Source organism: Roseibium sp. AS2 (assembly GCF_038900065.1).
Lineage (GTDB): Bacteria > Pseudomonadota > Alphaproteobacteria > Rhizobiales > Stappiaceae > Roseibium.
The window spans coordinates 276,376-303,143 of record NZ_JBBMQN010000007.1; the positions used below are offsets into that span (position 1 = coordinate 276,376).

A 26,768-nucleotide genomic window follows, 5' to 3' on the forward strand; every position below is an offset into this window, starting at 1 on the left:
ACACAACAACACCTTATCACGCTCATTTCACGCTGCAACAGCATGATTTTGGTGGATGGTCACAGCAGCGTTGCTGCAATCGGCAATACGAATACTGGTGGGTAGTGCTATGTCTAAGACAGTTGTCAAACCGGACCGTACCGAGATTGAACAGGAACCGGCAATCGAAGCGATCAAGCGCATGATCCGCTATACAAAGAAGGAATCGGACAAGGACGGTCGCACGTTCTGTTCCTATTTCCTCGATATGGCGCTTCAGTCCCTTGAGGACGGGTCCGAAGATGTCGATACGATCCTGAAGTCCAAGATCACCCCCCTCATGGTGGGTCAAAAGACGATGGATTCCGGAAAAGCCGAATCAGCCTGAGCCGCCACTTGGCGACAAGAGATCGCGCCGTGCCGAACACATCCGGGCGGCGCTTCTCCTTTCCAGCTGCAGCAGGCGCCCATTGCGACCCTACTAAATTGATCTGTTTCGCTCCCGGCATGGTCCGGGATGGCGAGGTTCGAACCGGTCCCTTCTGAGGCTTGAATTGACCGAGGCTTGCCTCGCCAGACGACCGGAACCGCTGCTCTGTTCAGTCAAGTCATGTCGCCCGGCCGAAGTTTCTGCCCGGTCGAACACCTTGATGTCGCACATGGTGGCCGTTTACCCATCCCAGCGGTACATGACCGACTTGCTCGCCTGCAGCGTTGCGCCTGCCTGGAGCCCGGACATTCTTGCGCTCAAACGCAGCTAGCAGACAACCAGATCGACTCATACCATTTCAACATGTGAACGGGCTCTGCCCCTTGATCGTATTGGCCCTTTCCAGGGCCTGTCGACACGAACGACTTGAAGCCGGTGATCTCGCGGTATGCCAGGAACCGGCAAGCGACAGTGCGAAAAATGAAATTCTTGAAAATGAAAAAATGGCGACCCCGGCAGGATTCGAACCTGCGACCATTCGCTTAGAAGGCGAGCGCTCTATCCAGCTGAGCTACGGGGCCGTGTTTTTGCCGAACGGATCCGGTTCCTTGTCCTGATCGCTGAAATGAAACTTCATTCGATCCGCTGATCCGCAATCAACAGGCATGCCGGGACGATTGCGCCGGCACGCGGAACGCGCGTTCAATGTGTCCAGGGGGCCACACGGTTGAATTTGAAATTGTCCGCATAGGCCGAACCGCGCACCTTCCGCTCGTGAACCTTTTCAACCCGATGCGGAATGCCGTGACGCCGGGCGTAGGCCACCGCGTCTTCCTGACTCTCGAAATAAAGCCGGATCTGCTGTTTCATGTCTGAAGAAGACGTGTAGCCCATCAACGGCTCGACGGACTTGGCAGCCTCCGGCTCATAATCCAGTATCCAGCGATGGGTTTTCGCCTTGCCTGACTGCATGGCGGTCTTTGCCGGACGATAGATGCGCGCAACCATGTGAACAGCCCTCAAATCGGATCGCGGAGAGTCAATTTCTCTTACAGGAGCTTTTTCCCGCCTTTGCCACCAGAGTCAACACCGATCTTGGCTCTCTCGGCCTTTCAGCCACCACGAACGTTGAACAAGTTCCGCTGCAAGCCCGTGTTAACGCTGTCAGTCGATGGCGCCTGCGTGACACTATCGTGACATGACAGCAGACCGCCCGCCGTGTTATGAGCTGACTTTACGTGAACAAGCAGTCATCGGCCCACGTTTTTTCGGGCATCATTGCGTGAACAGACCGGTCAGGGAGCGGGCGCCCGGAACGGGTCAGCTTCACGGAAGAGAATGAGCAAGACCAGAATATGCAACACGACCATCTGAAACCGCTTGACGCGTATGTGCCGGAACATGTCCGACCGGTGACTGTAAGCACTGACGATCTGAAAGCTGCAATCGAAGCCGCCAATATCGATACCATGTGGGACATGATCCTGACCCTCGACTACGGCGTTTCGGATCCGGATGACCTGTCTCGTGAAAAACGCGACGAGTTCCTCAACGTGATGTCCCTTCTCCTGAAGGCCTACGACCGGTAACCCGATTCAGTGTCGAGTCTTTTTTGGCGTCTTGGCGCCGGACTGATCACAACAATTTCAAGACATAGACCAGAGTGCACAGTTGCCGCCACGAAACGGGCGGCCATCGCTGCCTGACGCTGATCGCTGCCAAAACCGGCGTTTCTGAAAGCTGGAGAAATGGTCGGGGCAGCAAGATTCGAACTTGCGACCCTCTGGTCCCAAACCAGATGCGCTACCAGGCTGCGCTATGCCCCGACTGCTGATTTCTGGGGGTGTAAAGACGTTCGCGGGTTCCGTCAAGCGGGAACAAGCCAGGAAGTCTTCATACCCACGATCCATGGACGCCCGAGACGTATTCACGGCGCGATCGGAGACACGACAACCGCCCCCGCCCCCCTCTCAATGCCATGTTCATTTGAATTGACCCCGTCGAGCGAAACGAAACCGGCCCCCGCTCAAGCGGATATCAGGCAGAGCCGGTACAGGTGCGAGACCTGGCGGCAGGTCGCAAAGCCGGTCATGGATGTTTTCAGCAGGAAAACCCGTCCTATCACACGTCGTTCGCGCCGGCATTGTCCAATGGCGGCGGCGCGGATGGCGGATCGGAAGGTTCCGCCTCGTCGTTCCACCCGGTCGCGCCGGATCCTCCGAAGGCGGCGTGAAGGGCAACCGCCGGCGTTTCGCTGCCCTGCTTCAGGATCCGGCGTGCCATGGCGTGCAATTGCTCGCGGGTCAGTTCCGAGCGCGTCTGTTTCTCAGTCATCATGCTTTCCTGACGTCGTTTCTTTTGATTTCAACCGGTGGCGCCATGTCCGGCAAGCCAGCTTTTCGTTTCGCGCACGGCCGGCCAAAGAACCGTGTCGCCGTATTCCTCGGCGATTTCGAGAAAGGCCATCATGTCATCGACAAACAGATCGGTTGTTGCCTCCGGATCAGGTTGACCCTCGAAAAACTGATGACCCAGACAGGTCAGAAACAGCTCGCAGGCCTCACGGTTTGTCATTTCCATGGGCTCGGTGCCCGCATTTTCTGTCGGGACCATCACGGTTGTGGCGCCATCCGGATTTGACATCAACTCCCGGAAATTCAGAACGACCCTTCCCCGGTCTGTCCGTTCACCGATCTCGGCGCCGGCGTATTCTTCGGAGGCCTTGCCGTTCAGATAAATCGTGCCGTTGTTCAGATCGACACCGAACACGGTCGTGGTTGTTCCATCCGGCGCTTCCTTGCGGGACTGGATTTTGGCCAGGTGCCCCATCGCGTCCTTTTGCACCGTGCCGATCTGCACCCCTTCTCCCTCCGGCGTCGTCAGATAGAAGAGACCCTGAAACGGTTCGGTGTGATCACCAAAAAACTCCTGCCCGTATACACCGGGCGCAGGCTGCACTCCCATCCCCGGAATAATCATCACGTGATGCTGCTCATTGTCCTCGCCTATGTAGGGGATGACCACGTCCGTGTGATGCACGAGGCCGGACTGGTCCTGCGTCAGGGACAGTCCCGTGAGCCCCGGATTCGCAATGCCTGTCACGATCGACTGAATACCGATGTCAGCGAGCTTTCTCTGCAATTTCGCCGCCAGGCTGATGCAGTTGCCAAATCCATACTCGTCGACCACGGTGGAAAGATCGGGCTCGAAGGCGGCAAACAAGTCCGCCAGCGCCGCATCAGGGTTTTCCTGCCGTTGGTCACCCACGTATCGTGCGAACTCAAGGATCCCGCCGAGCCTGCTGTATGGCTTGTCACAGACCTCCTCAAAGACAGCCCTGATGTTGTCGACCTGTTCCTGTGTCAGTTTCTGATCGATGTGGAGTTTGACGTTGCTCACGCGCTCGAGTTGCAACTGACCGGTTTCATCGCGGGCGACGGTAAAGCCGCGGATCCGTACATCCAAAATTTTTTGCAAGATCACGGTTGCTTCGCGTTGGTTCGCGCGATCCGGTTCGACCGGGGCGCGCGCCAAAAGGAGGCTCATCAACTCAAGCCCCTCAGGATTTCGATACATGAAGGTGAGGTTGGTGATCGCTTGTCCAAGCAGTTCCGCCGCGCCCTGAATATCTCCGAGTTGCAACTTGAACAGGCCTCTCGCAATATCCTGCTGCGACTCGTTGTCGTTCTGATAGACCAGAGAATCAAATAAATTCAGGAGCTCTTCGTCCAGATCCAGGCGCAAGTGAAAGAGCAGTTCACCGAGCGACGTTTTCAGGCCTGTCTTCAATACCTCGAGAGAAATCGGCCGTTCCGGGTCGAACTCAAGCTCGAAGAGGGCACAATCGTCATACGAAAGCCGGCGCACCAGGTCTGCCACCTCCTCGGCTGTCATATGCTTCAGGTCCTTGCGCAGTACCGTCGCCAGATCGAGCGGACAGCCCTGGGCCACCACCGCGGTCAGGATCGTGCGGATGTCCATCCGCATTTCTTCCGCCGTGCGTGCGCGCGCGTAGTGCTTGAAGGTCAATATCTCGTCGAACAGTTTCTTCTCGACCGGGATCATCTGCGCACAGCGCATCCTGAGGTTTTCCCTGGTCTGATAGGTGAGTCTGTTCTCGATAGCCTCCCCCTTCTCGTTCGACACGCCGAGAACCTCCACGAAAGTCGTATAGCTCGGACGGGCATCCTCACGCGCCAACCGGTTGGTCACATGACCGGGAATCGGCTGCAGCCAGGCTTGCGGTTGCGTATCGGGGTCATACTCCTGATGTTGTGTGTGTATCAGTTGAATGGACTGTGTTGTGTCCAGACGAATGCCACCCATGGTGCCGTTCCCCTATCTCGAAAAATTGCATGAAACTCGAATGTCGAAAGTCTCAGACGCGCATCAGGATCACTTCACCTGCCGTGTCGCGGTCTTCGGAGACTGCCGCCAGCGTATCTCCGTCGACAAAATGCGCTCGCAACGCCGCCACCCGATCGACAAACCGGCAAAGGGCGATGTTCAGATCATCGCTGGTGACCCGTTCCGCCGCGATGACCTCCCTGGCAATAAACGCGGTTTCCACGGGATCGAGGCTGACGAAAGTCGCACCGAAGTCACCGGAATGGTTTGCTTCCAAAGCCACGCGAAAATCATGTTCGCAAGCATCCGCGATCATCGCCTCGAAGCTCAGTGTCTTGCCGTCCTCGCTTACCGCGACGACGACGACTGTCCCGGAGATCCGAAGTGCGCAGTGCCCGGCATTGTCAGGAGCAAGATCAATGCTCAGCAAGCGACCGAGATCGACCACAAGCGCGCGTGCCTGCATCTGAATTTCCTTCAGCGACGCTTATTCAGTTTGGAAGGAAGATAGTATTTGTCGTCAGGGAAGCATGTCCCGTTTGGTACACGGAGTGTCGGAACGTGTAGATGCCATGTATCCGCAAGCGCCATCGCCCTGCCGGATGGCACTCCGGGGCAAACCCGATCCGTAAAATACCTTCAGCATCGAGCAGTGCCGGCGCGGACAGAAAAGTCGGCAGCGCCTCGGACCTAGTCGGTCGTCATCGACGGACTGCTGGCGGTGTCCCCGGCCCCGATCCCCAGCTCCGCAGCCCGGCCCGCATTCAGTTCCAGCACGAACCTGGCCGGTTTGCCGGACGGGATCGTGTCTGTGGAAAACGGAGTGGTGCCGGCGGCGATGCTGACAATGGCTCCATCCGCGCCGATGAAAATGATATCGAGCGGCAACGGCGTGTTCTTCATCCAGAAATAGCGCTGGTCTTCGCTTTCGAAGACAAACAGCATGCCGGTGTCCGGTCCCATTTCTTCGCGGAACATCAGCCCCATGGCACGTTCGCGGTCGCTAGCGGCGACCTCCACCTGGAAGCGGTGGATCCGGTCAGCGGATGTGACGACCAGCGTTTCGACCGGCAGATCCGTCTGCGGGGTGTCGGCGCGGACAGCACCCGAAAAAGCCATTGTCGCGACAACGGACAAGACCATGAACAGAACCGGGCGGGACAGGTGGAGAAGCATTCTGACACGTCCTGACGCAACACTGAAGATGCAGGAATTTGACACCGGATCACCCTGCCTTCGAGGCAGGGCCGACAAAAGAAAAACTTCCGTGAACGTTCGGACAACAAGAAGGCCGGAACATGTCCGGCCCTGGCTTTCGAGCGAAAACGGCGGTGCGACCGCGACCGGCGATCAGTGGGAAGCGGGAATATGGGTCCCGGTGCCGACCGGCCGGATCTCGGCCGCCATACGTCCCTTGGGACCTGCGCCGAACCGCACGAGAACGTCCTGCCCCGGACGCAGCTCCGTGATACCGAAGCGCCGCAGCGTCTCCATGTGGATGAATATGTCTTCCGTCCCCTCGCCCTGCGTCAGGAAACCGAAGCCCTTGACCCGGTTGAACCATTTGACGGTGGCTTTTTCGAAGCCGCTTTCGGCAACGACCTGAACATGGGTTCTGGAGGGAGGCAGTTGCGAGGGATGCGTGGCACTGGTTTCGTCCATGGACAGGATGCGGAAGGCCTGCAGGCCCCGCGGCCGGTCAAGCACTTCGCAAACGACCCGCGCGCCCTCATAGGCGGTCTGGAAGCCGTCCCGCCTGAGGCAGGTGACATGCAGGAGAATGTCCTCCTCGCCGCTGTCCGGAACGATGAAGCCATAGCCCTTCCCGACATCAAACCATTTAATCGTACCGGCAATCTCGAAGACATCGACGGCAACATCTTCCGTCATCGTATCGAGTGCGCGGGGTTCCCGTGCGGTCTTAACCCCCATAGCCTTTTGTCCCGTCCCTGGTCCGCATCATCACAACTGTGGGCAAAACCCGACTCGCCCGACTGCTGATTCCTAATAAAAGGATAACATTGTGCTTTCCGACGAGAAGGGAAATTAACGAACTAACCACAGGCCATTTACGGAATATCGGCCCCTGGCCCGCCGAAATCGGCAAATGTTCGAGCAAGCGGCGTTCGAATGACTGTGGACGCCAGCGAATCGAGCGGTGTGGCGTCGCGATTGAGAATCACCAGTTCAGCACCTGCCCTGACCGCCAGTGCAGGCAATTGCGCGGCCGGATGCACGGCCAGCGAGGAGCCAAGCACCAAGAACAGATCGCAGTCCTGCGCTGCGCCCGCCGCTTTCCGGACGGCGTCGTCAGGCATCTGCTGGCCGAAACTGACCACCGCCGCCTTCAGCAGCCCGCCGCATCGGTCGCAGCGCGGGCTCCGCCCGTCGTCAACACACGCCCGCTGCGCTTCAAGGTCTGCGCGCGCGCCGCAGTCGAGACAGGACGCGTAGGTGGAATTGCCATGGATCTCGACCAGCCGGTCTTCCGGAAATCCTGTCTTCTGATGCAGCCCGTCCACATTCTGTGTGATCAGGCATGCAAGCCGGTCCGCGTTGGCCAGACCGGTCATCGCCCGGTGCGCGGCATTGGGAAGCGCGCTGCGGAAAAACGCCAGCATCTCGTACCGCCGTTGCCAGTCTTCCAGGCGCTTGCTCTCCAGCGCGAGAAAATCCCGGTATTGAACCGGCTGCCAACGGGACCAGATACCGCCGGGTGAGCGAAAATCCGGGATGCCGGATTCCGTCGAGATCCCCGCGCCGGTCAGAACGACAATGCGCCGGTAGGAACCTTTGTTGAATTGTGCCACAAAGTCTTGCGCTTCGGGCAGACTGGTTATGCACTTCATCGGCCTGTCCGGTGCCCCTTGAAATGAAAATGCGCCTCGCGAGAGGAAAAGGATAGGACATGCGTTATTTGCACACGATGGTCCGCGTGACCAGCATCGAGGACTCCCTGGATTTCTACTGCAACAAGATGGGCATGACGGAAGTGCGCCGGATCGAGAACGAGAAGGGCCGCTTCACGCTGATCTTTCTGGCAGCCTCCGAGGATATCGAAGCCGGCAAGGCCAATTCCGCGCCCCTGCTGGAACTGACCTGGAACTGGGATCCGGAGAGCTATTCCGGCGGACGCAATTTCGGCCACCTCGCCTATGAGGTCGACGACATCTATGACTATTGCGAAACCCTCCAGAAAAAAGGCGTTACGATCAACCGCCCGCCCCGGGACGGCCGCATGGCCTTTGTTCGTTCGCCGGACAACATTTCCTTCGAGCTTCTGCAAAAGGGCGAAGCTCTTGAAATCAAAGACCCCTGGGCGTCCATGCCGAACACCGGCGAGTGGTGAAACAGGCCGGTTTTCAACAGTGGCAGGTCCGGTGATCCGGGCCTGCAAAAAATTGTAACATAAGCTCTTGCGGGCCGAACCATTCCCGCCTATAAGCCTCCCCACGACGCAGCCGCGTCGACCGCGCGCCCATCGTCTAGCGGTCTAGGACGCCGCCCTTTCACGGCGGAAACACGGGTTCGAGTCCCGTTGGGCGTACCAACTTTCTTCCCCATTTTTGATCAAGCCGACACCGCGCAGCTCGCAAGGGCTCTGCCGTGTGCGGACACGCGCGAACCGCTGTGCCGTATCGTCGCTCCAACCGGGACGGCCCGCCCGGAAGCTCCCGTCTGAATCCATTGTCAGCCGCCGTCACCCGCGCCGTAGCCCGACGGGTCGAGACACCGAGCGGAAACAACGGGCAATCGGCAATTCAGCCGATTTTACCTTCCCTTCAGGCAATCGGAGAAAATGCCACTATTCATGCCCTCGAAAGTGGTGTTTTCGGAAACAATTGGATATAGTCGGCTTCTGATTTGAGTGGGAGCGTCGCCGGACAGGGCTGGCGGGGTTCCTCGGGGTCATCAGGGGCAGCATTTCCAATTTCAAGTTCCTGTGACGCGTATTACAGAACCATATCGCCAATCGGGGTACGCCTGTTCTCAAGAGGACACAAACCTCGTTTCAAGATCGGTCCAACCGACAGGCAACATTGATCTACGAGAGGACAGGACATGTTCAAACGACTGATCGCCGTGCTGGCAATGATACTTGCAGGAACCGCGCCGGCACTTGCGAAGCGCGTTGCCCTTGTGATCGGCAACGGCGCCTACGAGCACACGGTAGCTCTTCCCAATCCGGCGAATGACGCCCAGGAAATGGCAGCCAAGCTGCGTGGCCTGGGTTTTGACGTTGTCGCCGGGCAGGACCAGACCTACGCTGACATGCGCAGGTCCGTGATGAATTTTTCCAAGAAGGCCTATGGCGCGGAGATCGCGATCCTCTTCTATGCAGGCCATGGTCTGCAGGTTGGCGAGCAGAATCACCTCGTACCGATCGACGCGACGATCGAGGACGAAACCTCGCTCGACTTCGAAACCATCACGGTCGATTTCATCCTGCGGCAGATGTCGAAGGACGTTAAGGTTCAGATGGTGTTCCTGGATGCCTGCCGCGACAATCCGCTGGCACGTACGCTGGCGCGGCGCATGGGCCCCAGCCGGTCCGGCAGCGTCGGCTCCGGTCTGGCGGAAATCAAGATCCAGGAGACCGGTGGCGAAGGCTCGGTGATTGCATTCGCCACCAGCCCCGGCGATGTCGCGCTTGACGGTGAAGGCACCAATTCCCCGTTCACCTCGGCGCTCATCCGGCACATCGATACACCCAATGCCTCCATTCAGACGGTGATGACCCGCGTGACCGGAGACGTCTTCGAAGAAACCGAGAGACGCCAGCGTCCCTGGGTGAACGCGTCCCTGATCGGTGAGGTTTTCCTCAACAAGCAGGAGACAGCGGCCGCAGCTCCGGCAACGCAAGTCGCCGCCCTCGGCACCGCGCCGACCGCCGCCGCCCAGCAGCCCGCGCCAGCGGTCGCGGCGTCGCCGTCGGCGACCCAGTCCACCATTGCCTGGGAACGCGAAAAGCTGATCTGGGAAACCGCGAAGGCCAGCAACACCGCAGCCGACTACGAGGCGTATCTCGCTGCCTACCCCAACGGCCTGTTCGCGGATTTCGCGCGCAACTCCATCAAGCGTCTGGGCAGCCAGAACCAGGTGGCCGCGATCAATCCCGGGGTGGTCCCCGGAGCCGCACCGGCGGGCGCTGCTGTGGCAACGCTTCCGGACCCGCAGAAAGCCATTCCGGGAACGCAGATCACGGAATCGACACTTGGCTGGAACCGGACGGCGCGCCGGGAAGTTCAGGCCCGCCTGAATCTCTCCGGTCATGACGTCGGCCGCCCGGACGGTGCCTTCGGTCCGAAAACCCGCGCGGGCGTTGCCTCCTGGCAGACCGTCAACGGCATTGTCGCGACCGGCTATTTCACCGCGGCCCAATATGCCCTGCTGACCTCGCAAACCGCGACGCAGTATTCGGCGTATATCGCCGAAGTGAACCGCAAGCAGCAGGCCGCTGCCGCGTCGCGCAGTGCCGGAAGCCGCAATACCAACAAGCGCCGGACCACCAATAGAAACTCCGGTGGTAGCATGAATCCGGCCGGAGCCGCCTTTCTCGGCGGTGTGGTCGGCGGGATCATCGGTGGCGCCATCGGCCGCTGATAGAAGGCCAGGAAAACAGAACAGGCGGTCCGGTTGTGCCGGGCCGCCTTTTTCATGCGCCAGATTTTTAATGTGCACCTATTTGTTTCATGAGCTATCTGTGGCACCGCCGCGCAATCGCGCCTGGCGGTCAGTCCAGATGCAGGCTTACCCGTTTCAGCCGCGATGCCCGTGCCTCGTCCAGAACATGCACGACCCGCTGGAAATCGATGCCCTTGTCCGGCACCAGCAGCGCCGTTTCTGCGCCGAGGTCCGCCAACCGGTCCAGTTCCGCCGCCAGTTCACCAAAGGACAGTTCGACGCCATTGACAGTCAGTCCGGCGCGATCCCCTGTTCGGACCACGATGAATACGGCGGGACCACGGGGCGATGACGCCTGCTGCGTGCCTGCCTCGGGAACCGGCCGTTCCAGTGAAACGGACAGGGGCCGCCAGATGCCGAAGGTCGAGGACAGCAGGAAGAACATGATCAGAATGAAGATCACATCGATGAGAGGCGTCAACGGAATGCGCCTGCGTCTGGCTACCGGCGTCTGTATCAGGATCATCGTCAGGACCGAGGCACGAAATGGTGTGTGATGAAAGTGGCCGCCGAGTGTCACCCAGATTTCTCCGGAGCTCAATCGCAATTGCGAAATTGACCGCCGAGAATCATTTCCGTAGCGTGCCTGTTCAATTGACCGAACCGGAACCGTTCAGATGAATAAAAGGTCCGGCTATGCGACGGCCGTATTTCGCCCGGCCCGCAGCCTCCTCGTTACCATCGGCCTGGCTGCAGGAGCGTCCCTGCTGCCGCAGACAGCCGAAGCGGGCTTGCGTGTGTGCAACGGGTCGGTCGATCTGGTCAATGTGGCTGTCGGATACGAGACCGACGACGGTCTGAGAAGCGAAGGCTGGTGGACCATCACCGCAAATGCCTGCAGCCAGGTGCTGCAGGAACCGCTCAGGAATGCGCGCTACTACCTTCACGTCGCCGACGGTTTTGGCGAAAGCCGGCTCGCTGGGGACATTACCCTTTGCATTCGGGAAGAAAAATTCGTTCTGTATGATGGGGATCAATGCTGGCAACGGGGGCTTATTGAAGCCGATTTCTTTCAGATCGAAACCGAGGGCGCGCAAGACTGGACGGTTCTTCTGTCTTATGACTGAACCGGTTCACGGGCTTCAGGTCATGGCCTGACATTTGATTTCAACAACGACACGTGATTTTCAGGGACACTTGGGGGTATCGATGCGTTTTTTTGTTCATTGGGTTTTTGCTGCCGTTTTTGGCGTCGCGAATGCCACGGGCGTTCAGGCCGAGGCCGTGTCCGGCAAGATCAGTCTTGAGCTCAACCAGTTGCAGCCGATCGCCGACGGTGGCTGCCGGCTCTCGATCATCGCGACCAACGGGCTCGAACGTCCGATCGATCAGCTCGGTCTGGAGATGGTCGCCTTCGACAAGGACGGGCTTGTCGAACAGTTCCTGCGCCTGAAATTCTCGCGCATTTCCGCCGGAAAGACCAAGATCCTGCAGTTCGACCTGGCCGGGAAACCATGCGACGGCATTTCGCGCCTGCATGTCAACAACGTCATGAACTGCGTTCCGCCCAGTATCACGGACGTCTACTGTCCCGATCTCATGGATCTGGGCAATCGCACGCCCGTTCAATTTGGCGACTGACGTCATCTTGCGTCAATCATGATCCATCTGAGGAAACGTCGCTCGCATGGTTGAAACCTCCACCTCCCTGCTGGAACTGGGCGGACCGGTCGTCCTGATCCTGCTCGTCATTTCCATGGCGGCGCTGGCCGTGATCTTCGCGAAGGTCTTTCAGTTCTCGAGCGCCAGGGTTGGGCGCAACAACCAGGCCCGTCAGGCCGTCGCCTTGTGGCGGTCCGGCGATCGGGCCAAGGCAGCGCAAAACCTCCTCAAGGACCGGTCTCTGTCCGCGTCGCTGGTACGCGGCGCTATGGATGCCATCCAGATGCTGGATCAGCAGCCCCTGTCATCCCAGGAACGCGACATCCGCGAAGAACGATTGCGCGAAGAGATCTCCGCGCGCGCCGCCGATCGCCTGTTCGCTCTTGCAAGCTGGCTGAAGGCGCTTGACCTCGTGACTCAGATCGCCCCCCTGCTCGGTCTTCTCGGCACCGTCATCGGCATGATCGATACCTTTCAGACCCTGCAGGATTCAGGCGCCGCTGCAAGCCCGGCCACGCTTGCCGGCGGGATCTGGGTGGCGTTGCTGACGACGGCCTGCGGTCTCGCTGTCGCGATCCCCGTTTCGGTCGCGGTGACCTGGTTCGAAACGCGTCTCGAAAAAGAACGCGCCGCCCTGGAGGTGCTCCTGACCGGCGTGTTCACGGCAGGCGCCGGTGTCCCGCAAGCTTCAGGGTGAGACCTTGAATGCAGACAGGGAATAGACCCCCGGCTGGGCGAGTATATCCGTGATGCGTGCGGACGGCTGTACCCTGAAGCGCGGCGGCTGACGTGAGGCGGGCCGGTTCCAGATGGCGAGCACAAGCGCCGTTTCCTCGCTCTGGCTCGCCATAAGCGTGACCGGCACCTTGAAACGCCACGCCCCGGCTGTCCTGGCGCTGGAAACCGGGAGCAGGAACTCGCGGCCGTCGTGGATCTGTCCCGCGTCGTCAATCAGGTAAAGTTCCGGCGGCCCCTTCCCGCTCAGATCCAGCCCGGTCTGTTCAGCGGCGGCGATGCGCTCCAGCGGCAGATCCCGCCGGATCACCCCTGTCACATGCGTACCGCTCCGGACCACCGTGCCGTCAAGCTCGACCAGGCCGGCCGCCTCGATGCCTTCGGACAAGCCAAGTGCATTCAACAGGCCGCACTGGCTTGAGGTCACGAGACGCAATTCAATGGCCGCTTCATAGCCCTGATCAGCAGAGAACCGCTTGTCGAACCTGACAAAGGGGTCGATGCCCGACCCGAATGCCGTGACCGATGCGCTGTCCGACCCCGCTGCCAGCACGGAGAGGTGCGCACAGTCTCCGAAATCGTAGGTCTCGACATAGTTCGTTATTCTGGCGAGCGGATCGATCGTGGCGATTTCCACGGGCGGGACGCTCTCGGCCGGTTCCGATGGCGGTGCCACCGTCGGCACAGCCGATGCGTCCGGTTCGCTCGGCGATATCGCCGCCACGACGGTTTCCGCAGGCTGCACAGCGGTAACCTCCTGCGCGGGTGACACGGCCTCGATCTCCACGCTCGAAACGGGTGTGATCCCGGCGTTGGCGGCAATCACGGTCTCTGGCTCTGGCTCTGGCTCGGTGACGCTGAACACCGGGACCGCTGCCGGGGCAACCGGTTCAACACCGACGGACGCGATCGGCTCCGCCTCACTCGCAGAGGCCACGATCGTCAACACGTCCTCGCTGATCAGCCCGTCCGTGCCCTGGCTGACCGTGACGGGTTCGATCACGGCACTTTCGGCGGCAGTGGGGGAAACCGCCGGCGTGACAGGCGACGGCACCACGTCCGCCACGTCGGAAGGCGCAAGCGTGGACGGATCCGCCGGAAGACTGTCGGTTACCGGTGCAAGCGGGATGTCTCCGCCGGGCTCAAGCACCTGCGCCACTCCCGCCGGCCCAGCCTCTATCACCTCTATCGTCTCTGTCGCCTCGACCTGTGACAGGATCGCAGTTTCCGGAGCAGCCGGGGGAACCTCGGCGGTAACGGCCTCCACCGGGTTGGTGTCTGGAACGGTCAGCACTTCCACACTTTCGACGATGTCGGAGGCCGGCACGGAGGCTGCGAGCACGTCGCTCGCAACAGGCTGCAATTCGTTCACCTCGCCGGAGGCAGGTGTGGTTTCAGCAACTTCCGAAGCAGAGACATCCACGGCCTCGACTGCGGCCGCCTCCGGCTGCAGGGAGGGAGCCGCGACCACGTCCTCAAAAGCCACCCCTCCGCTTTCGATGATGATCTCGGTCTCGGTCAGTTCAGCCGGATCCTGTTGCGGCAGGCGCATCTCCGCCAGTCCGAAGACCAGAACGGACAGATGCAGCGCAACCGAGGCTCCAAGCACCGGCGGCCAGACATAGGCCGGAATGGCCCATCCCTGTTCGGTACTGGAGGCCGCCGCGCTCAAGGCCCATCCGCCTCGACGGTCACGAGCGTAAGCCGGGCGATACCGCTCGACCTGGCCTGCGCGGCAAGCGTGGCGACTGATTCCATCCTGGTCCGTTTGTCGACCTGTACCGTCAGAAGATCGCTCGTCTCGGCGGTCCGGATCAGGAAATCGGCGAGTTCTCCGCTTTCCAGCGCCTGTCCCTCGGACCACACCCGGCCCTCCCGGGTCAGGACCAGACCACCACGAATGTTGCCGGCGCCCTCGTCGCGGGAAGTCTCGGCCCAGGCGAATTCGTCAGGCAGCGGCGGTCTCAGTGTTCCGGACACAAGCAGGAACAACAGCAGGAGAAACACGACATTGATCAGGGGTAACGAACTGTCCGCCCTGCGGTGGGGCGAAAGTTCCTGAAGATGGATAGGTTTTGTGTAGCGTTTCATGGCCAATCCGAAACCCTGGTTCTCAAGACCGATCGTCGTCCGTCAGGGAACCACTTTGACCGTGGTTGCCGTGGCTCGCAAGATCGGGGAGCCCTGCATCAGATTGTCGAAGAAGGTTTCAGAACCTTTTCCGGCCTGACTGGAAAGATTACCGGTCACGTCCGGGCCGACCATTGCGATGATCAGACCGGTTTCCTCGGCCACCGTCTTCAAGGTCAACGGGACCACAAAGCCCGCGCCACCATCATCGGACTGCAGATAGGGCGACAGGTTGGACACCTCGCCCTTGCTGTTGACGAAGATCAGCCCGAGACCGCCGGTCGACGGTTCGTATCCCGAAATACGCCCGGCAAGGTTCGAACCGTTGGGAACAACGGTCCTTTGCATGTCCAGCCGCAATCCCGTGTCGACATTGCCCTGCGGCGTCCCCCTGAGAAACGCGATCGCAGGGCACTGGGCGTCAGCAACCAGGTTCACCTGAATTTTTGCCTCGAACCCCTGGCTCCGGGTGAAATCACGGTCAAAACTGATGAAGGGCGGCGTCCGGGAAGCAAACCCCTCGATCTCGGCCGACCGGCCGTCTATCCGGATCGGCTGCAGGTACATGCAATCCCCGGCCTGATAGCTGCTCAGGAACTTCTGGACCTTGTCCTCTGGGGGCAGCGGGGCGACGGGCGCCTCCTGCACCGGCTGCTCGACAGGCTGAACGGCAATGTCCGGCGGCGGATCGGCAGGTCTTTCAGGTGCGATATCGATAGGTTCCGGCGGTGGAACAGTTGCGCCGGTTTCCGGCTGCGCGCCGTTATCAGTCGCGGACGTCTGCGTCTCCGGAGCCTCGGGAACCGGAATGACCGGTGCCGTGGGCGCATCGTCGCGCGGTGTCGCCACCAGAACCGGTTTCTGGTCCTGTTCCGGAACCGTTTGACCGACCAGGAAATAGACCCCGGCGGCGCCCACAGCCGTAAACCCGAGAAGCGACACCGCCACCAGCACGCGCCGGCCCCAGTTGGCAGCCGGCGGCGGCGTGTCCAGCGAGGTCTGTTCGGGCGGTGGGGACGCCGGCATGATGACCGTCCGGTCGTCCGCCTGGCTTTGCATCGGAGCTCCCAGGGACCAGTCCGCGATCTCCGCCATGCTGCCGGGCCGATTTTCCGGATCGGGCTGCAGCATGGCTTCCAGGAGAGGACGAAACCGGTTGTCGACACCTTCGAGCGACGGCAACTGGCGCCGCTTGTCAACCATCTGGACCTGCGTGCCGCCCATGTCGACCTGCCGGCCGAGCAGCGATTCCGCAATGACCAGCCCCAGCGAATAGATGTCACTGCGGGCGGTGACCTTGCCGTCGAAAATACCCACCTGTTCGGGCGAGACGTAGTTCACCTTGCCCGCGAAGCCGTCTCCGATGATCGTGGGTCCGGCTGCATTCGCCCGCGAAATGCCGAAATCGATGATCTTGGCCTGACCGACATCGTCGTTCTGAAGAATGATGTTGTCGGGGGACAGATCCCGGTGGATCACCTCCCGGTCATGAACCGCCTGCAATGCCGATGCCAGCCGATGGACCAGCCGGAAGACGGCCTCGGGCTCCAGGGGCCCGGATTCCAGACGGGTACTGAGCGACGGACCGGCGACGAATTCCATCGCGAGGTAGTAGACCTCGAGCGTCGGTTCCTTGGCAAAGACGAAATACTGCGTCAGCGCGTCATGCTTGAGTTTGCGCAGGATCTTGGCTTCACGCTTGAACAGGTCGAGGATCATGGGGTCCTTGGCGAACCTTGCCAGAAGAACCTTGATCGCGACCGGATCCCCGCTTTCAACGTCCCTGGCCCGGTACACGGTGCCTATGCCGCCATCGGCGATATGTTCCTCAATCTCGTAGAGACTGTTGAGCCGCGTGCCAGTCGGCAACAGCTGGTCGGATGGGCTCATAAGTTGCTTGCTCCCTCGCCCGCGGGCATCCGGTCAATATCCACAATCACCGCGGTCACGTTGTCCGACCCTCCGTTTTCAAGCGCCCCGTTGATCAGGCTCTGGGCCGTCATCCTGGCGGCGCCATTCATCATGAAGGTCCCGATGACAGGATCATCGAGGTGCCCTGTCAGGCCATCCGAGCATAGCAGGAACCGGTCACCTTTTTGCAGGTTTCCGGACACCAGCTCCAGTTCCAGATCCAGGCTGGACCCGATTGCGCGGGTGATGACGTGCCGTCGTGCGAAGTTTCGGGCCTCTTCCGGCGTCAGAACCTTCTGATCCACCAGTTCCTGAACTTCGGTGTGATCCGTCGTCAATTGTTCAAGCTTGCCGTTGCGCAGCCGGTAGACCCGGCTGTCTCCGGCCCAGAGGCAGGCGAAATCCGATTGATAGGTCAATAGGGCGACTATGGTCGTGCCCATCGCCGCGCCATCCGCCTTTGCCGAAGCCCCTTCGATCCGGTCCTTGGCAACGATCAGACTGCTTTCGAACTGCTCGAGAAGATCTTCGGCGCTTTTCGGCGTCGAGATGCCGGTAAGCGCTTCGCGCACCAGACCCGATGCCATGGCGCCGTTGCACAATCCCCCCGCGCCATCCATCACCGCAAACACGCCCTTGGCCTCATCTACCAGGAACGTATCCTCATTGTGATCGCGGACCCGGCCCACATCCGTCAGACCAACCGCAAATCCGCGCAAGGTTTCCTCAGTACTCTCCGTCATGTTCGATGATCCTCCGGATAGTATCGCCCATGATTTTCCCCTGCCAGCCCGTCCGGCTCTTCAGCGGCCGAAAACCGTTCCGGCAGCAGAAGCCACCGGAATTCCGTCGCATCCGGCAGCCCACCACAGCCGAACGCGAATTCCGTTTCCCCGCCCCGGCACCAGAAACGGGAGGAGACCTTACCCCGGGTGTCCGGCGCCGCGGCGAGCCTGCAGCCCGGTTTGGGTTTCTCCATGACACTCCGAGCATCCGGCAAGTCCAGGCTTTCGACAGCCTTCTGAAAATCGGACAGGTCGGTTTCCTCCAGCAATGCGCTCCTCAGGACGATTTCGGCCTGCTCGAACCAGCCCTGCGTGTCGATACCGGCCACCGGGCCGGGGCTGGCTGCCAGCATGAGCGGGTATTCGCGTCCGACACCGTCCACGCTCGGCATGAACGCCCCCAGGACAGCTTCCGGCGCGTTGCCCTCGGCCGGGTCGGGCATGATCTCGAACCGCCAGACCGGCATTGTCATATAGGCCTGTCTCCAGGCGCCCCCGAGATCCAGTCTGGACTGCGCAAGTCCCTGCATCACAAACGGCTCCCACAACTTCAAAAAGCCCTTCGGACACTGGCCGATCACGAAATCCGAACGGGCCGGCAACTTGCCGAAATAACAGCAGCCCATTGCTAGAAACTCGACGGGCAGCTGAAATCGCCGACCGCGGACAGGAAGAACGGGTTCGGCTTGGTGCGCAAGGTGACGGTGAAGGCCACCTGGCGCCCGCCAAGAGTTTTGCGCACGACGAACTTGTTCTGACCTGAACTGACCCGGTTGGCCTTGATGAAGCGGTAGAAGGCCCAGTCGCCGTGAATTTCCTGACGGGACCGGTACCCCGGCACATCCGGCTGGAGCACCAGGACGACACGGGGTGTCGCCGTGTTGCTGGGCCAGTCGAAATTGGCCGGAACGGGTTGTATTTCCGCATTGAAACCAGGGCCCCGCGTAATAAACACGACGTTGCCATTGACCTCGAGGCTTGCCGCTTCCGCCTGTTGCGACAGCGCGCGCGGAACCACCTGGAGGCCAACCGAGGGAAACGCGTTGCCGGTCGGGAAGAAGGCCTGCCTGATCAGGTCCGCCCGCTCGAACTGCCGCAACGTGGCATTCGACAGACGGTCGGACTGCGAGACCTCCGGCTTCCAGGTCCAGGGCCTGGCCGACGTGTCGACAAGCGGCTTCAGGTTTTCGTCGAAGAAGCGTTGCATGAGGCCGGCAGGGGAAAACAGTTTCGCGAACTCCGTCATGGGCACTTCGGACCGGCCGTTTTCAAACGGATAGTTCCGGCCGACGATCTGACGGCACTGATCGACCACCTGGGACTTGAGCTTCTCGTTCAGCTGGGTGATCGAGGTTTCCTTGAATTCCTCGTCGAATTCCTTGGCCGCCTGCAGGATCAGCTTGTCGAACGGATTTGGAAACCGGGTCGCGTTGCTGCGCAGCAGAGAGGCCTGGATCTGCACGTTGGAATTGGCGGTCTCGCTCTGCAGCGGATTGTTGGCAACGATCAGAAGGTTGTCGAGAATGTTCTTGAAGTTGAGCAACAGGGCATCGATCTTGCGGCTGTTCTCGCCTTCGACCAGTTCATGGTAGCGGCGGAAATGATCCTCGATCGCCTTGCCCGGAATGATGGCCGGCCCGCCGCCTCCGGCAGCCGATCCGATCGCCCCCGTCACGCCGTTCGGCGCAAGCGCCTTCAGACCTGCTTCCAGACCGATGCGTTTCAGGCCGCCGGACGAATCCAGCACATAGCGCTGGAAGATCTTGCCGGCGGCTTCCGAGCCCGCATTCTGCGCACTGCCTCCGGCGAGCGCGCCGGCGACACCCTCACTTGTCTGTTCCTGGGTCAGCATGGTTTCGCGGCGCAGGCTTTCCAGAAGCTGGACAACCGGAGAGGCGCGGGCGGAGACCGCCTGAAGGGTCGTATAGAGCGGCTTGTCCTCGCTCATCGACTTGAATTTCAGGTTCCCGAGCTCACTTTCCCATGCTTCGATGAAGTCCTGGGTGTAAAGCGCGAGAATTTCACCGGGAAGCGACTGGTATTGGTCGTTGAAGGCATTGACCTCGCCGACTTCTCCGAACACCCATTTGTCGCGTTCAAGTTCCTGGCGGATGCCGGCCAGATTGGGCAGGACCGACAGGTGAAAGCCCGGATAGGTGTAAAACTTGTTCACGACAACCGTGTCCAGGGTGTCGCCGTTCTCCGTTTCGAAGACGATTTCCATGTCGGGACCACCGCGCTGTTCGGCAATCCAGTCTTCACTCGCCAGTCCGTTCGCGCGTGACTTGAGCAGAGCATAGCCGCGCTCCGCGAGGCTGACCCTTGCAAGTTCGCGCTGAACTTCGGCGACCAGAACACCGTCGAGCTGATCGGTCAGCGGACGGCCGCTGAAATCGAGTTCCAGCATCGAGGCGACATGCTGGTTCAGGGGCTGACGGAAGATCTCGCCCTGGGGACCGGGGTAACTCTGCACAAAATCCGCGCGGAAGGAGTTCTTGATCTGATCCTCGTCGATCTCCGGCGCATCGCGCGCCACCATCCGGTAGAGCTTCGCAAGATTGTACAACCGGTCGATATCCTCACCGCCGGGTCCGGTCCGGTTGTCAAGGACCTCGGCCATCTGGTCCTCGATCCTCAGGAGAAGACGCGGCCGCAACAGCCTTTCCAGCCCGCTCTGGTAAGATGTGACACCCGCGGCTTCCAGACGCGCGCGCTGACCGAGGCCGAACTGTTCCATGAACGGTGTCGGATTGTTCCGGCTGTCATAGCCGGCAGGCAGTGTCCGCAGCTTGTTGAGGACATCAACCGTTCTGAGCAGGTCGTCGTCGCGCACGATCCGTTCCGACAGGACGGATTCACCCGAGCTGCGGATACTGTCCACCGCCCTCGCGGTCTCGTCGATCAGCGCCTTGTTGTTGAGGTAACTGATCGTCCAGAGGCTCCCCAGCCCGATCGTCACCAATGCGATGGCGGCATAGGCGGCGATGCGTGTCGCGGTGGCAACGCGCACGGCCTGGCGATTATGGGTCACCCAGCCCGCTTCACCGATGATCACCTTGGTCAGAAGATCACGCAGGAAATAACTTTTGCCCTGCCCCGACAGCGCGGCCGCCTGATAGGCCGTTCCGAAGGCCTGACTCATCGAGCCGATGACACGGTCGATGGCGGTTCCCGTTTGCGTACCCGAGGTGAAATAAAACCCGCGCAGCACCGCATTGGGATAGTAGCGGCTCGGTTCGAAAATGGCATTCAGGAAACCGGTCACCCTGTCCTTGAGCGCGGCGACCTGAGTCGGAAATCCGTAGAGCATCAGCCGGGCACGCGGATCGGGCTCCTCCTGAAGACGGTCCGCCATCTCCTCGTTGAGCCGCTCGACCAGCAGGTCGAACTCCGTCGGCGTCTCGGAGACCATGTTCTTGGTCTTTTCCCGTGTCTGGAAGGTCGCGCCCCAAACGAGATTTCGGCGGCTTTCCGGATAGGATCCGAAGAACTCCATGAACCCGGCGACCGTGTCCGCCTTGGTGAAGATCACATAGACCGGGAAATCGATTTTCAAGGTCTTGTAGAGCTCGATGAGGCGGGCGCGGATTGCATCCGAATGCTTCTTGAGCTCGTCGTCCGGAAGGGTCATCAGATCTTCCAGGCTGATCGAGATCATGACGCCGTTGACCGGCTGCCGCGGCCGCGCCTTGCGCAGAAGATTGAGGAACCCGAGCCAGGATTCCCGGTCGTGCTCCTCGTCCGAATCCTGCGTTGTGTAGCGTCCGGCCGTATCGATCAGAACCGCGGTCTCTGCAAACCACCAGTCACAGTATCGGGTTCCGCCGAGGCCTTCCAGCTTCTGTGCTTCCCCCTTGCCCCTGGAAGCTGCGAATTTCAGGCCGGAGTGCATCAGGGCCGTCGTCTTGCCGGCTCCGGGAGGGCCGATCATCAGGTACCACGGCAAATCGTAGAGATAGGTCCGCGCGCTGCCGCTCGAGGTCTTCAGCGTCTTGAGCGCATCCTTCATGCGTTCCGACAGGATCTGAAGGTCCTCTTCGCTTGCCTTGGGCTGAAGAATTTCCCTCTCCAGGGCCTTGTTGGCAGCGATGCGCCTGTAGACACGCCAGGCTTGCCATCCTCCCAGGGACAAAAGGATCAGGAGGGAGAGGACCAGACGCACCCACAATGGTTCGAACGGCCGCACACCCGCGATCGCCAGAAACGGGCCGCCGAACCAGATCAGGGCAACCAGGGCGAGAATGCCGATAAGGATTGCCGTTATGCCGAGCCAGAATTTCATCGATAAAACCTTGTTCCGCGGTTGCCCGGGATCTAATTGTTAATCACCAATCCACCGGCCGGCGGTTTCACGCCTCCCGACGGTTTCAGGAAAACCTCCACACGCCGGTTCAGCGCCTTGCCGTCGCGGCTGGTATTGGGCGCGATCGGCTCATCCGCGCCGCGTCCTTCCACCTGGACGCGATCGGACGTCTGCAAGACCGCCTGCATGACATCGGCAACCGACTGGGCCCGTTCCACGGACAAGTGCCAGTTGGTCGGAAAACGCGGATTGTTGCGGATCGGATCGCTGTCCGTGTGACCGACCACGAGAATATCGCCGTCGATCCTGTCCAGGGTCCGGCTGACCTCTTCAACCAGTAACTTGAACTCGGGACGCAGGGTCGACGCTGCCACGTCGAACTGCGCGCGCATGCGCAACATGATCGAGGGTCCGGACGGAATGACTTCCACGCCGTCGAGACCGGCAAGCTGGTCGGAGACCGAGTCGATCGGCGGATCCTCGGGCGGTGGCGGCGCGGGCGGCGGTTTGGGCTGGTAGCCTTCGCGGGCCAGTTCGATCGGCCCCGTCGGGTAGATCGACGCCGCCCGGCCCGCAACGACTTCGCTGCCGCTGGCCAGAAGCAGCATCAAGGTCACATAGCCACCGAGCAGGAGAGCGGCCGCAACCGCCGCGACCGACCAGATCGGGATGGAGAAGCCGGTGCGCCTCTGCAGGAGCTCAAGACCCCGCCAGTGCGGGGACAGGTCATCGCCCGGACGCGGGCGCACCCGGCGCAAGATTTCATGCAGGTCCCGGCGTTCACGTTCAAGACCCTGCTGCCCTCCCTGGATGGCCCGGTACTTGCCGTAAAAGCCGAGCGACAGGCAGGCGTGCATGACCTCCAGAACGCCGTAATTGCGGCCCGGATCCTGTTTCGCCTTTTCCAGGAGCTGAAAGAACTCCACACCGCCCGTTGCCTGACCGAAAAACTGGGTCAGCATCGAGTATTGGGTCCACTGGTGGCGACCGGCAGACGGCAGATTCTGAACGATATCGTCGGATGTGGCGCACAACGCGTAGGCCGCGGAGCGGATCTGCTCATCCGTGATCCCCGCACTGCGCAGGTCCGTTTCGAAGGTCTTGATCGACGTGTAGACGTCGCGCATCAACTGATCGAATTGCGCATCGGTCATTGTCAGATGCAGGCGTCCAAGCAGCAGCAGCAACGGTGCGGCCGCACGGGAAATGGGATTTCGGTTGGCCACGCGGATCTGCTTGATGTCCGGCGTGTGCGCCAACTGCCCCGCACCTTGCGCGGAGGGCTGCCCCTGCGGATGTCCAGGTCCCTGCGCCGGCGCGGCTCCGTGAGGTCCTGCCGGCGGTGTTCTGAGGTCGGGAGCCTGTTGCTGTCCGTATTCGTAACCTGCCGGCGTGGCGGCATAGGGGTCCCTGCCCGCGCCGCCTCCCTGCCAGGGATCGGCGGACCCGCCGCGGCCCTGCTGGGGCGGCTGTTGCGGCGGCTGATGAGGTGGCTGATGAGGTGGCTGGCCCGGGCCGGCTTGAGGATGCGCCGGTTGCTGTGGCGGTTGGCCCGGTTGCTGGCCAGGCTGCTGAGGAGCCCCCGCGGACTGGTCTTCGCTCCAGCGGCCGCCGGGGTTCGGCATGACAATGGTCTTGCCCTTGCGTTTCGAAACGCCGAAAGGGTCGTCCTTGTCAGACATCAGCGGCCCTCCCGGATCGCGTAAAATTCAAGCTGCAATTCCGGCCAGTTGCCGGAAAACTGCAATCCAACCGCCGAATCCTGGCTGAATTCGCGCCACAGCGGCGTCGTCTTGTCGAGCCTGAAATAGACCCGGTCCGTCAGAGCCCGGATTTGCGCCGGCGGCACCGGCATGTGAATCAGCGGAATGCCCGGCAGGTTCGAATAGACGATCTGGCGCATCTGGCCGAACGGGCCGACCTTGAACAGGCGGGGAAATTCGTTCTGGATTTCGGTCAGCGGGCGGCGGGCCGCCACTTCGATCACAAAACTTGCCTGCGAGAACAGGTTCCGGTCGACCACGGTCGACTTGAAGGCATTCGGTGCGAGCTGCTCGATCGGCAGCCGGATCGCACGCCGGTCGTACCCGGCCGACAGGAAGGCCTGAATGTCCGCCAGAAGGGGCTTGAAGATATCATGCAGCTTGTCGTGATCGTAGACCGGATAGTTGCGCGCCCGGCGCTCCTCGGTCGCGAAGGTCGCCAGTTCCCCGGCGAGCTGCAGAAATTCCGAATAGACCCGCTCGGGATGCACATAGGCGGATTTTCTCAGGTGCATCAGCAAGGGATAGGTTCGGTTGAGAAGCTGCAGCGTCAGGTAGTCGAAATTCTGCAGCCCGCCGCCGGCCGACGTATCGGCGGCGTAACGGGCCAGTTCGCTGAGCTTGCGTTCCACCCAGCCGATGACGGAATCGATCCAGCCGGTAATGACCGGATGCACATGACAGGCCAGGACCGGTGGGGCGAAGGCACCGTCGGTGATGACGATCCGGTCCTTGATCTCCGTGATCCGCGCGACGGGCAGACAGACCTGTCCGGGATGCGGTGTCGAGCGGATGGAATAGATGAGCCGCGGATGAGCGACGTCGATTTCCTCTTCCTGCCGGACGGTCGAGGTCGAATCGATGATGGTCTCGCGATCCTGAACGTATCGCGTGGCCGCATCGTCCCGGCCGTTGGCCACTTCTACCGCGTTGACCGTCGTTTCGGGGACGCCGAGCCAGACGATCTGGCCGGCCGCATCTTCCGGAACGTCGATCGCGGGCGGCGGCGTGCCGTCCGCAGGGAAATTGAACACCGTGCCGTCCGGGAAGATGCCACGTCCGTAACGCAGGGCGAAACGGCATTGCTGGCCGACATCCTGATCGATTTCCAGGTCGGAAAAGCCCCAGGGATAGGGAGACGCCAGCCGCACCCTTTCATCCAGCAGGTGTTCCGCGTAACGGTCGCTCTGCTGCAGGTGGTGTGGCCGCAAAAACAGGCCTTCGGTCCATGCAACCTTGCTATACCACGACATAAAGGCACTGCTCCCTAAACGCTGCCGGCGCGATTGCGCACCTGAACTGCAAAAAATACTTATTCAAATCGTCCGGACATCTGCCCCGGTTCGTCATCACTCATTTCTTCGTAGCTTTCGGTGAAATATTGCGTGAAAACACCTACCAGACCATCGTCATATGATTGTGTCAAAGACGTCCACCGTTCCTGCAACCGGTCCCAATGCTTGGCTTTCTGGCCGCCGAACGCGCTCTTGGAGACCTGCCCCTCCGCTTCGACCGCCTTCGGCGACAGGGTCTCATCGAAACGGGCGGCAGCCTTCTGCATGGCCGCGTAGGTCCACACATGGTGCTTCTGAATGTCCTTGAAGGCCTCGGACATGGCTTTCGTGATCGGCAGATAGCCCGTTTCCTCGGCACTGTGCGACAGCATTGTCTGCAAAGCCACCTGGGGCGTGGGCGAGAACTTCAAGGCGTTGTTGCCGCTGCGCATGATCAGTGTGCGATTGACATTCCGGGTCATCGCCTTGACCTGGCTGCGCGCCTGGAGCAGTCCCATCAGATCGCCGGTAATGCCCTGAAGGATGCCGCCCAGTTCGCGGGCGAATTCTTCCTGGTCCCTGCCTTTTAGCGCCTCGACGGGTATGCCCGCACCTTCCGCGAAAGCGGCAATGAAATCCACGGCATCGGCATTGATCTGCGCCTGTCCGGTGCTTTCGGCCGGCTGCTCCACCTCCACAGGCACCCCGACAGCGGCCGCCTGGGTTTTCTCGGCGGCAGCCACAGGCGCCTGCACGGGAGCGGTCACGGCCTCATTCCCGGCCGCGTCCGGAACCGGTTCCGCATCGGGCCGGGGCGCCGGTACCGCGGCGACCTCCGGCTCGGGAGCCGGCCAAGCGGGCGCTTCGGGAAACGGTGACGCGGCAGGCTGCTCGGGGAGCGCGGCGATCGCCGGTTCCGCGAACGATTGCGGGGCCGGGTTTCCTTCCGGTGGAACCAGATCAGGCATCTGGAACATCGGTTCCGCGGCCCCACCGGCGGTTTCCCCGGAAACGGGCGGGAACGGCGTATCGGGTGCAGCGGCGGACAGACCGGAAGGCGGCGCCGCCACCGGGTCCTGAAACAGATGGGGCTGTTGCGCCAGATGATCGAGCGGGTCGGCCTGCACAGGTCTTGCCGGTTCCCTATCCGGCTGATGCACCTGGGGATCGTAGAGCGCCGGATCGGCGCTGCCCCAGCCATGCCCCTGCTGGCTCCAGACATCATCGGCAGGCGTACCGATGCCCGGATCGGATGTCGGCGGCGCGTGGCGCCCTTCCATGCCCGGTCCCGGAGACGCCCACGGGCCGGCGGCTGGTTCCGACGGGTATGGTGCCGGCTGGTGCGGCCCTGATGCGTGGGGACCTGGTGCGTGCGGAGCGGGCGCGGGTGTTGACGGCCAGGCCGGGCCCGCGCCGGCCGGAGCCGCGCTCCAGCTCTCGGCGGCAGGCGGCGCGGAGGCGGCATGAGCGAATGCGGGATGTTCCTGTCCGGACGCGGCTTCGAGGGAAACGAGGATAATGTAGTCCCCGATCATCACGCGGTCGCCGGACCTCAGCACATGCGCCTTGTCCATCCGCGTCTGGCCACCGTTCAGGAACGTGCCGTTGGTGGAAAAGTCATAAAGGACAAACTGGCCGCCTTCGAACCGAACCTCGCAATGCTTGCCCGAGATCACACGATTCGGGTCGGGCAGGCTCCAGTCGAGATGCTCATGCCGGCCGATGTCGAAACCGCGCGCGGTGCAGCTGTAGGACAGCTGACCGCCGGTTTCCAACCGGTCGAAATTTTCGATCTGGAGCGTAATGCGCATATTAGCGGCGTTC

Annotated in this window: 24 protein-coding genes and 3 tRNA genes; 8 read left to right on the plus strand and 19 right to left on the minus strand. The window is 61.2% G+C overall.

Annotation, left to right across the window (positions count from 1 at the left end; all coding sequences use genetic code 11):
• The first annotated feature begins 109 nt into the window (after positions 1–109).
• Positions 110–367: a hypothetical protein gene (locus WNZ15_RS20785; RefSeq protein ID WP_342894935.1), complete on the plus strand. Its 258-nt coding sequence runs from the start codon at positions 110–112 to the stop codon at positions 365–367.
• A gap of 546 nt (positions 368–913) precedes the next feature.
• Here WNZ15_RS20785 and WNZ15_RS20790 read toward each other — a convergent pair.
• Both WNZ15_RS20790 and WNZ15_RS20795 read right to left on the minus strand, forming a co-directional pair.
• A tRNA-Arg gene (locus tag WNZ15_RS20790) sits at positions 914–990 on the minus strand.
• Positions 991–1,111: 121 nt separating this feature from the next.
• Positions 1,112–1,417 carry an ETC complex I subunit gene (locus WNZ15_RS20795; protein WP_342894936.1) on the minus strand — a complete coding sequence of 102 codons (306 nt, stop codon included), beginning with the start codon at positions 1,415–1,417 and terminating at the stop codon, positions 1,112–1,114.
• Positions 1,418–1,821: 404 nt separating this feature from the next.
• Between WNZ15_RS20795 and WNZ15_RS20800 the strand changes: the two genes are divergently transcribed.
• On the plus strand, positions 1,822–1,998 hold the full coding sequence (locus tag WNZ15_RS20800) for a hypothetical protein (RefSeq protein ID WP_342894937.1): 177 nt from the start codon (positions 1,822–1,824) through the stop codon (positions 1,996–1,998).
• A gap of 160 nt (positions 1,999–2,158) precedes the next feature.
• Here WNZ15_RS20800 and WNZ15_RS20805 read toward each other — a convergent pair.
• The 7 genes from WNZ15_RS20805 to WNZ15_RS20835 form a co-directional block, all read right to left on the minus strand.
• Positions 2,159–2,235, minus strand: a tRNA-Pro gene (locus WNZ15_RS20805).
• Between the two features lie 295 nt (positions 2,236–2,530).
• The gene (locus WNZ15_RS20810) at positions 2,531–2,743 is read right to left on the minus strand and encodes a hypothetical protein (RefSeq protein WP_342894938.1); all 213 of its coding nucleotides are present in this window, start codon (positions 2,741–2,743) and stop codon (positions 2,531–2,533) included.
• 30 nt (positions 2,744–2,773) lie between these two features.
• Positions 2,774–4,735 carry a hypothetical protein gene (locus WNZ15_RS20815; RefSeq protein WP_342894939.1) on the minus strand — a complete coding sequence of 654 codons (1,962 nt, stop codon included), beginning with the start codon at positions 4,733–4,735 and terminating at the stop codon, positions 2,774–2,776.
• Between the two features lie 52 nt (positions 4,736–4,787).
• Positions 4,788–5,222, minus strand: a complete 435-nt coding sequence (locus tag WNZ15_RS20820) for a type III secretion system chaperone (RefSeq protein ID WP_342894940.1) — start codon at positions 5,220–5,222, stop codon at positions 4,788–4,790.
• Between the two features lie 224 nt (positions 5,223–5,446).
• Entirely contained in the window at positions 5,447–5,932 is a 486-nt protein-coding gene (locus WNZ15_RS20825) for a DUF192 domain-containing protein (protein WP_342894941.1), read from the minus strand.
• Between the two features lie 174 nt (positions 5,933–6,106).
• A complete protein-coding gene (locus WNZ15_RS20830; protein WP_342894942.1) occupies positions 6,107–6,688 on the minus strand; it encodes a cold-shock protein in 582 nt (193 codons plus the stop codon).
• Positions 6,689–6,825: 137 nt separating this feature from the next.
• The gene (locus tag WNZ15_RS20835; protein ID WP_342894943.1) at positions 6,826–7,605 is read right to left on the minus strand and encodes a Sir2 family NAD-dependent protein deacetylase; all 780 of its coding nucleotides are present in this window, start codon (positions 7,603–7,605) and stop codon (positions 6,826–6,828) included.
• A 59-nt stretch (positions 7,606–7,664) separates the two neighbouring features.
• On the opposite strand from WNZ15_RS20835, the gene WNZ15_RS20840 reads away from it, so the two are divergent.
• From WNZ15_RS20840 to WNZ15_RS20850, 3 genes are all read left to right on the plus strand, one after another.
• Positions 7,665–8,105 carry a VOC family protein gene (locus WNZ15_RS20840; RefSeq protein WP_342894944.1) on the plus strand — a complete coding sequence of 147 codons (441 nt, stop codon included), beginning with the start codon at positions 7,665–7,667 and terminating at the stop codon, positions 8,103–8,105.
• Positions 8,106–8,230: 125 nt separating this feature from the next.
• Positions 8,231–8,306, plus strand: a tRNA-Glu gene (locus WNZ15_RS20845).
• A 512-nt stretch (positions 8,307–8,818) separates the two neighbouring features.
• Positions 8,819–10,360, plus strand: coding sequence for a caspase family protein (locus WNZ15_RS20850; RefSeq protein WP_342894945.1), 1,542 nt, complete (start codon positions 8,819–8,821; stop codon positions 10,358–10,360).
• A 130-nt stretch (positions 10,361–10,490) separates the two neighbouring features.
• Here the strand turns inward: WNZ15_RS20850 and WNZ15_RS20855 are convergent, their stop codons facing one another.
• On the minus strand, positions 10,491–10,961 hold the full coding sequence (locus WNZ15_RS20855) for a biopolymer transporter ExbD (RefSeq protein ID WP_342894946.1): 471 nt from the start codon (positions 10,959–10,961) through the stop codon (positions 10,491–10,493).
• A gap of 97 nt (positions 10,962–11,058) precedes the next feature.
• On the opposite strand from WNZ15_RS20855, the gene WNZ15_RS20860 reads away from it, so the two are divergent.
• From WNZ15_RS20860 to WNZ15_RS20870, 3 genes are all read left to right on the plus strand, one after another.
• A complete protein-coding gene (locus tag WNZ15_RS20860) occupies positions 11,059–11,508 on the plus strand; it encodes a DUF1036 domain-containing protein (RefSeq protein ID WP_342894947.1) in 450 nt (149 codons plus the stop codon).
• 82 nt (positions 11,509–11,590) lie between these two features.
• The gene (locus tag WNZ15_RS20865; protein WP_342894948.1) at positions 11,591–12,022 is read left to right on the plus strand and encodes a hypothetical protein; all 432 of its coding nucleotides are present in this window, start codon (positions 11,591–11,593) and stop codon (positions 12,020–12,022) included.
• Between the two features lie 46 nt (positions 12,023–12,068).
• Positions 12,069–12,740, plus strand: coding sequence for a MotA/TolQ/ExbB proton channel family protein (locus tag WNZ15_RS20870; protein WP_342894949.1), 672 nt, complete (start codon positions 12,069–12,071; stop codon positions 12,738–12,740).
• On the opposite strand, the gene WNZ15_RS20875 is transcribed toward WNZ15_RS20870, so the two are convergent.
• From WNZ15_RS20875 to tagH, 9 genes are read right to left on the minus strand one after another with little or no spacing between them, the layout of a single operon-like run.
• A complete protein-coding gene (locus tag WNZ15_RS20875) occupies positions 12,732–14,450 on the minus strand; it encodes a hypothetical protein (RefSeq protein ID WP_342894950.1) in 1,719 nt (572 codons plus the stop codon). The two genes, WNZ15_RS20870 and WNZ15_RS20875, sit on opposite strands and share 9 nt — an antisense overlap.
• A complete protein-coding gene (locus tag WNZ15_RS20880) occupies positions 14,447–14,869 on the minus strand; it encodes a biopolymer transporter ExbD (protein WP_342894951.1) in 423 nt (140 codons plus the stop codon). Before WNZ15_RS20880 ends, WNZ15_RS20875 begins: the two co-directional genes overlap by 4 nt.
• A 42-nt stretch (positions 14,870–14,911) precedes the next feature.
• Entirely contained in the window at positions 14,912–16,798 is a 1,887-nt protein-coding gene (locus WNZ15_RS20885; RefSeq protein ID WP_342894952.1) for a protein kinase, read from the minus strand.
• On the minus strand, positions 16,795–17,562 hold the full coding sequence (locus WNZ15_RS20890) for a protein phosphatase 2C domain-containing protein (protein WP_342894953.1): 768 nt from the start codon (positions 17,560–17,562) through the stop codon (positions 16,795–16,797). The genes WNZ15_RS20885 and WNZ15_RS20890 overlap by 4 nt, the downstream gene beginning before the upstream one ends.
• Entirely contained in the window at positions 17,559–18,230 is a 672-nt protein-coding gene (gene tagF, locus WNZ15_RS20895) for a type VI secretion system-associated protein TagF (protein WP_342894954.1), read from the minus strand. Before tagF ends, WNZ15_RS20890 begins: the two co-directional genes overlap by 4 nt.
• A gap of 2 nt (positions 18,231–18,232) precedes the next feature.
• Positions 18,233–21,886: a type VI secretion system membrane subunit TssM gene (gene tssM, locus WNZ15_RS20900; protein ID WP_342894955.1), complete on the minus strand. Its 3,654-nt coding sequence runs from the start codon at positions 21,884–21,886 to the stop codon at positions 18,233–18,235.
• A gap of 32 nt (positions 21,887–21,918) precedes the next feature.
• Complete coding sequence (gene icmH / locus WNZ15_RS20905) at positions 21,919–23,589, minus strand: type IVB secretion system protein IcmH/DotU (protein ID WP_342894956.1); 1,671 nt, start codon at positions 23,587–23,589, stop codon at positions 21,919–21,921.
• On the minus strand, positions 23,589–24,923 hold the full coding sequence (gene tssK, locus WNZ15_RS20910) for a type VI secretion system baseplate subunit TssK (protein WP_342894957.1): 1,335 nt from the start codon (positions 24,921–24,923) through the stop codon (positions 23,589–23,591). The genes icmH and tssK overlap by 1 nt, the downstream gene beginning before the upstream one ends.
• A 59-nt stretch (positions 24,924–24,982) precedes the next feature.
• Complete coding sequence (gene tagH / locus WNZ15_RS20915) at positions 24,983–26,755, minus strand: type VI secretion system-associated FHA domain protein TagH (protein WP_342894958.1); 1,773 nt, start codon at positions 26,753–26,755, stop codon at positions 24,983–24,985.
• Between the last annotated feature and the right edge of the window lie 13 nt (positions 26,756–26,768).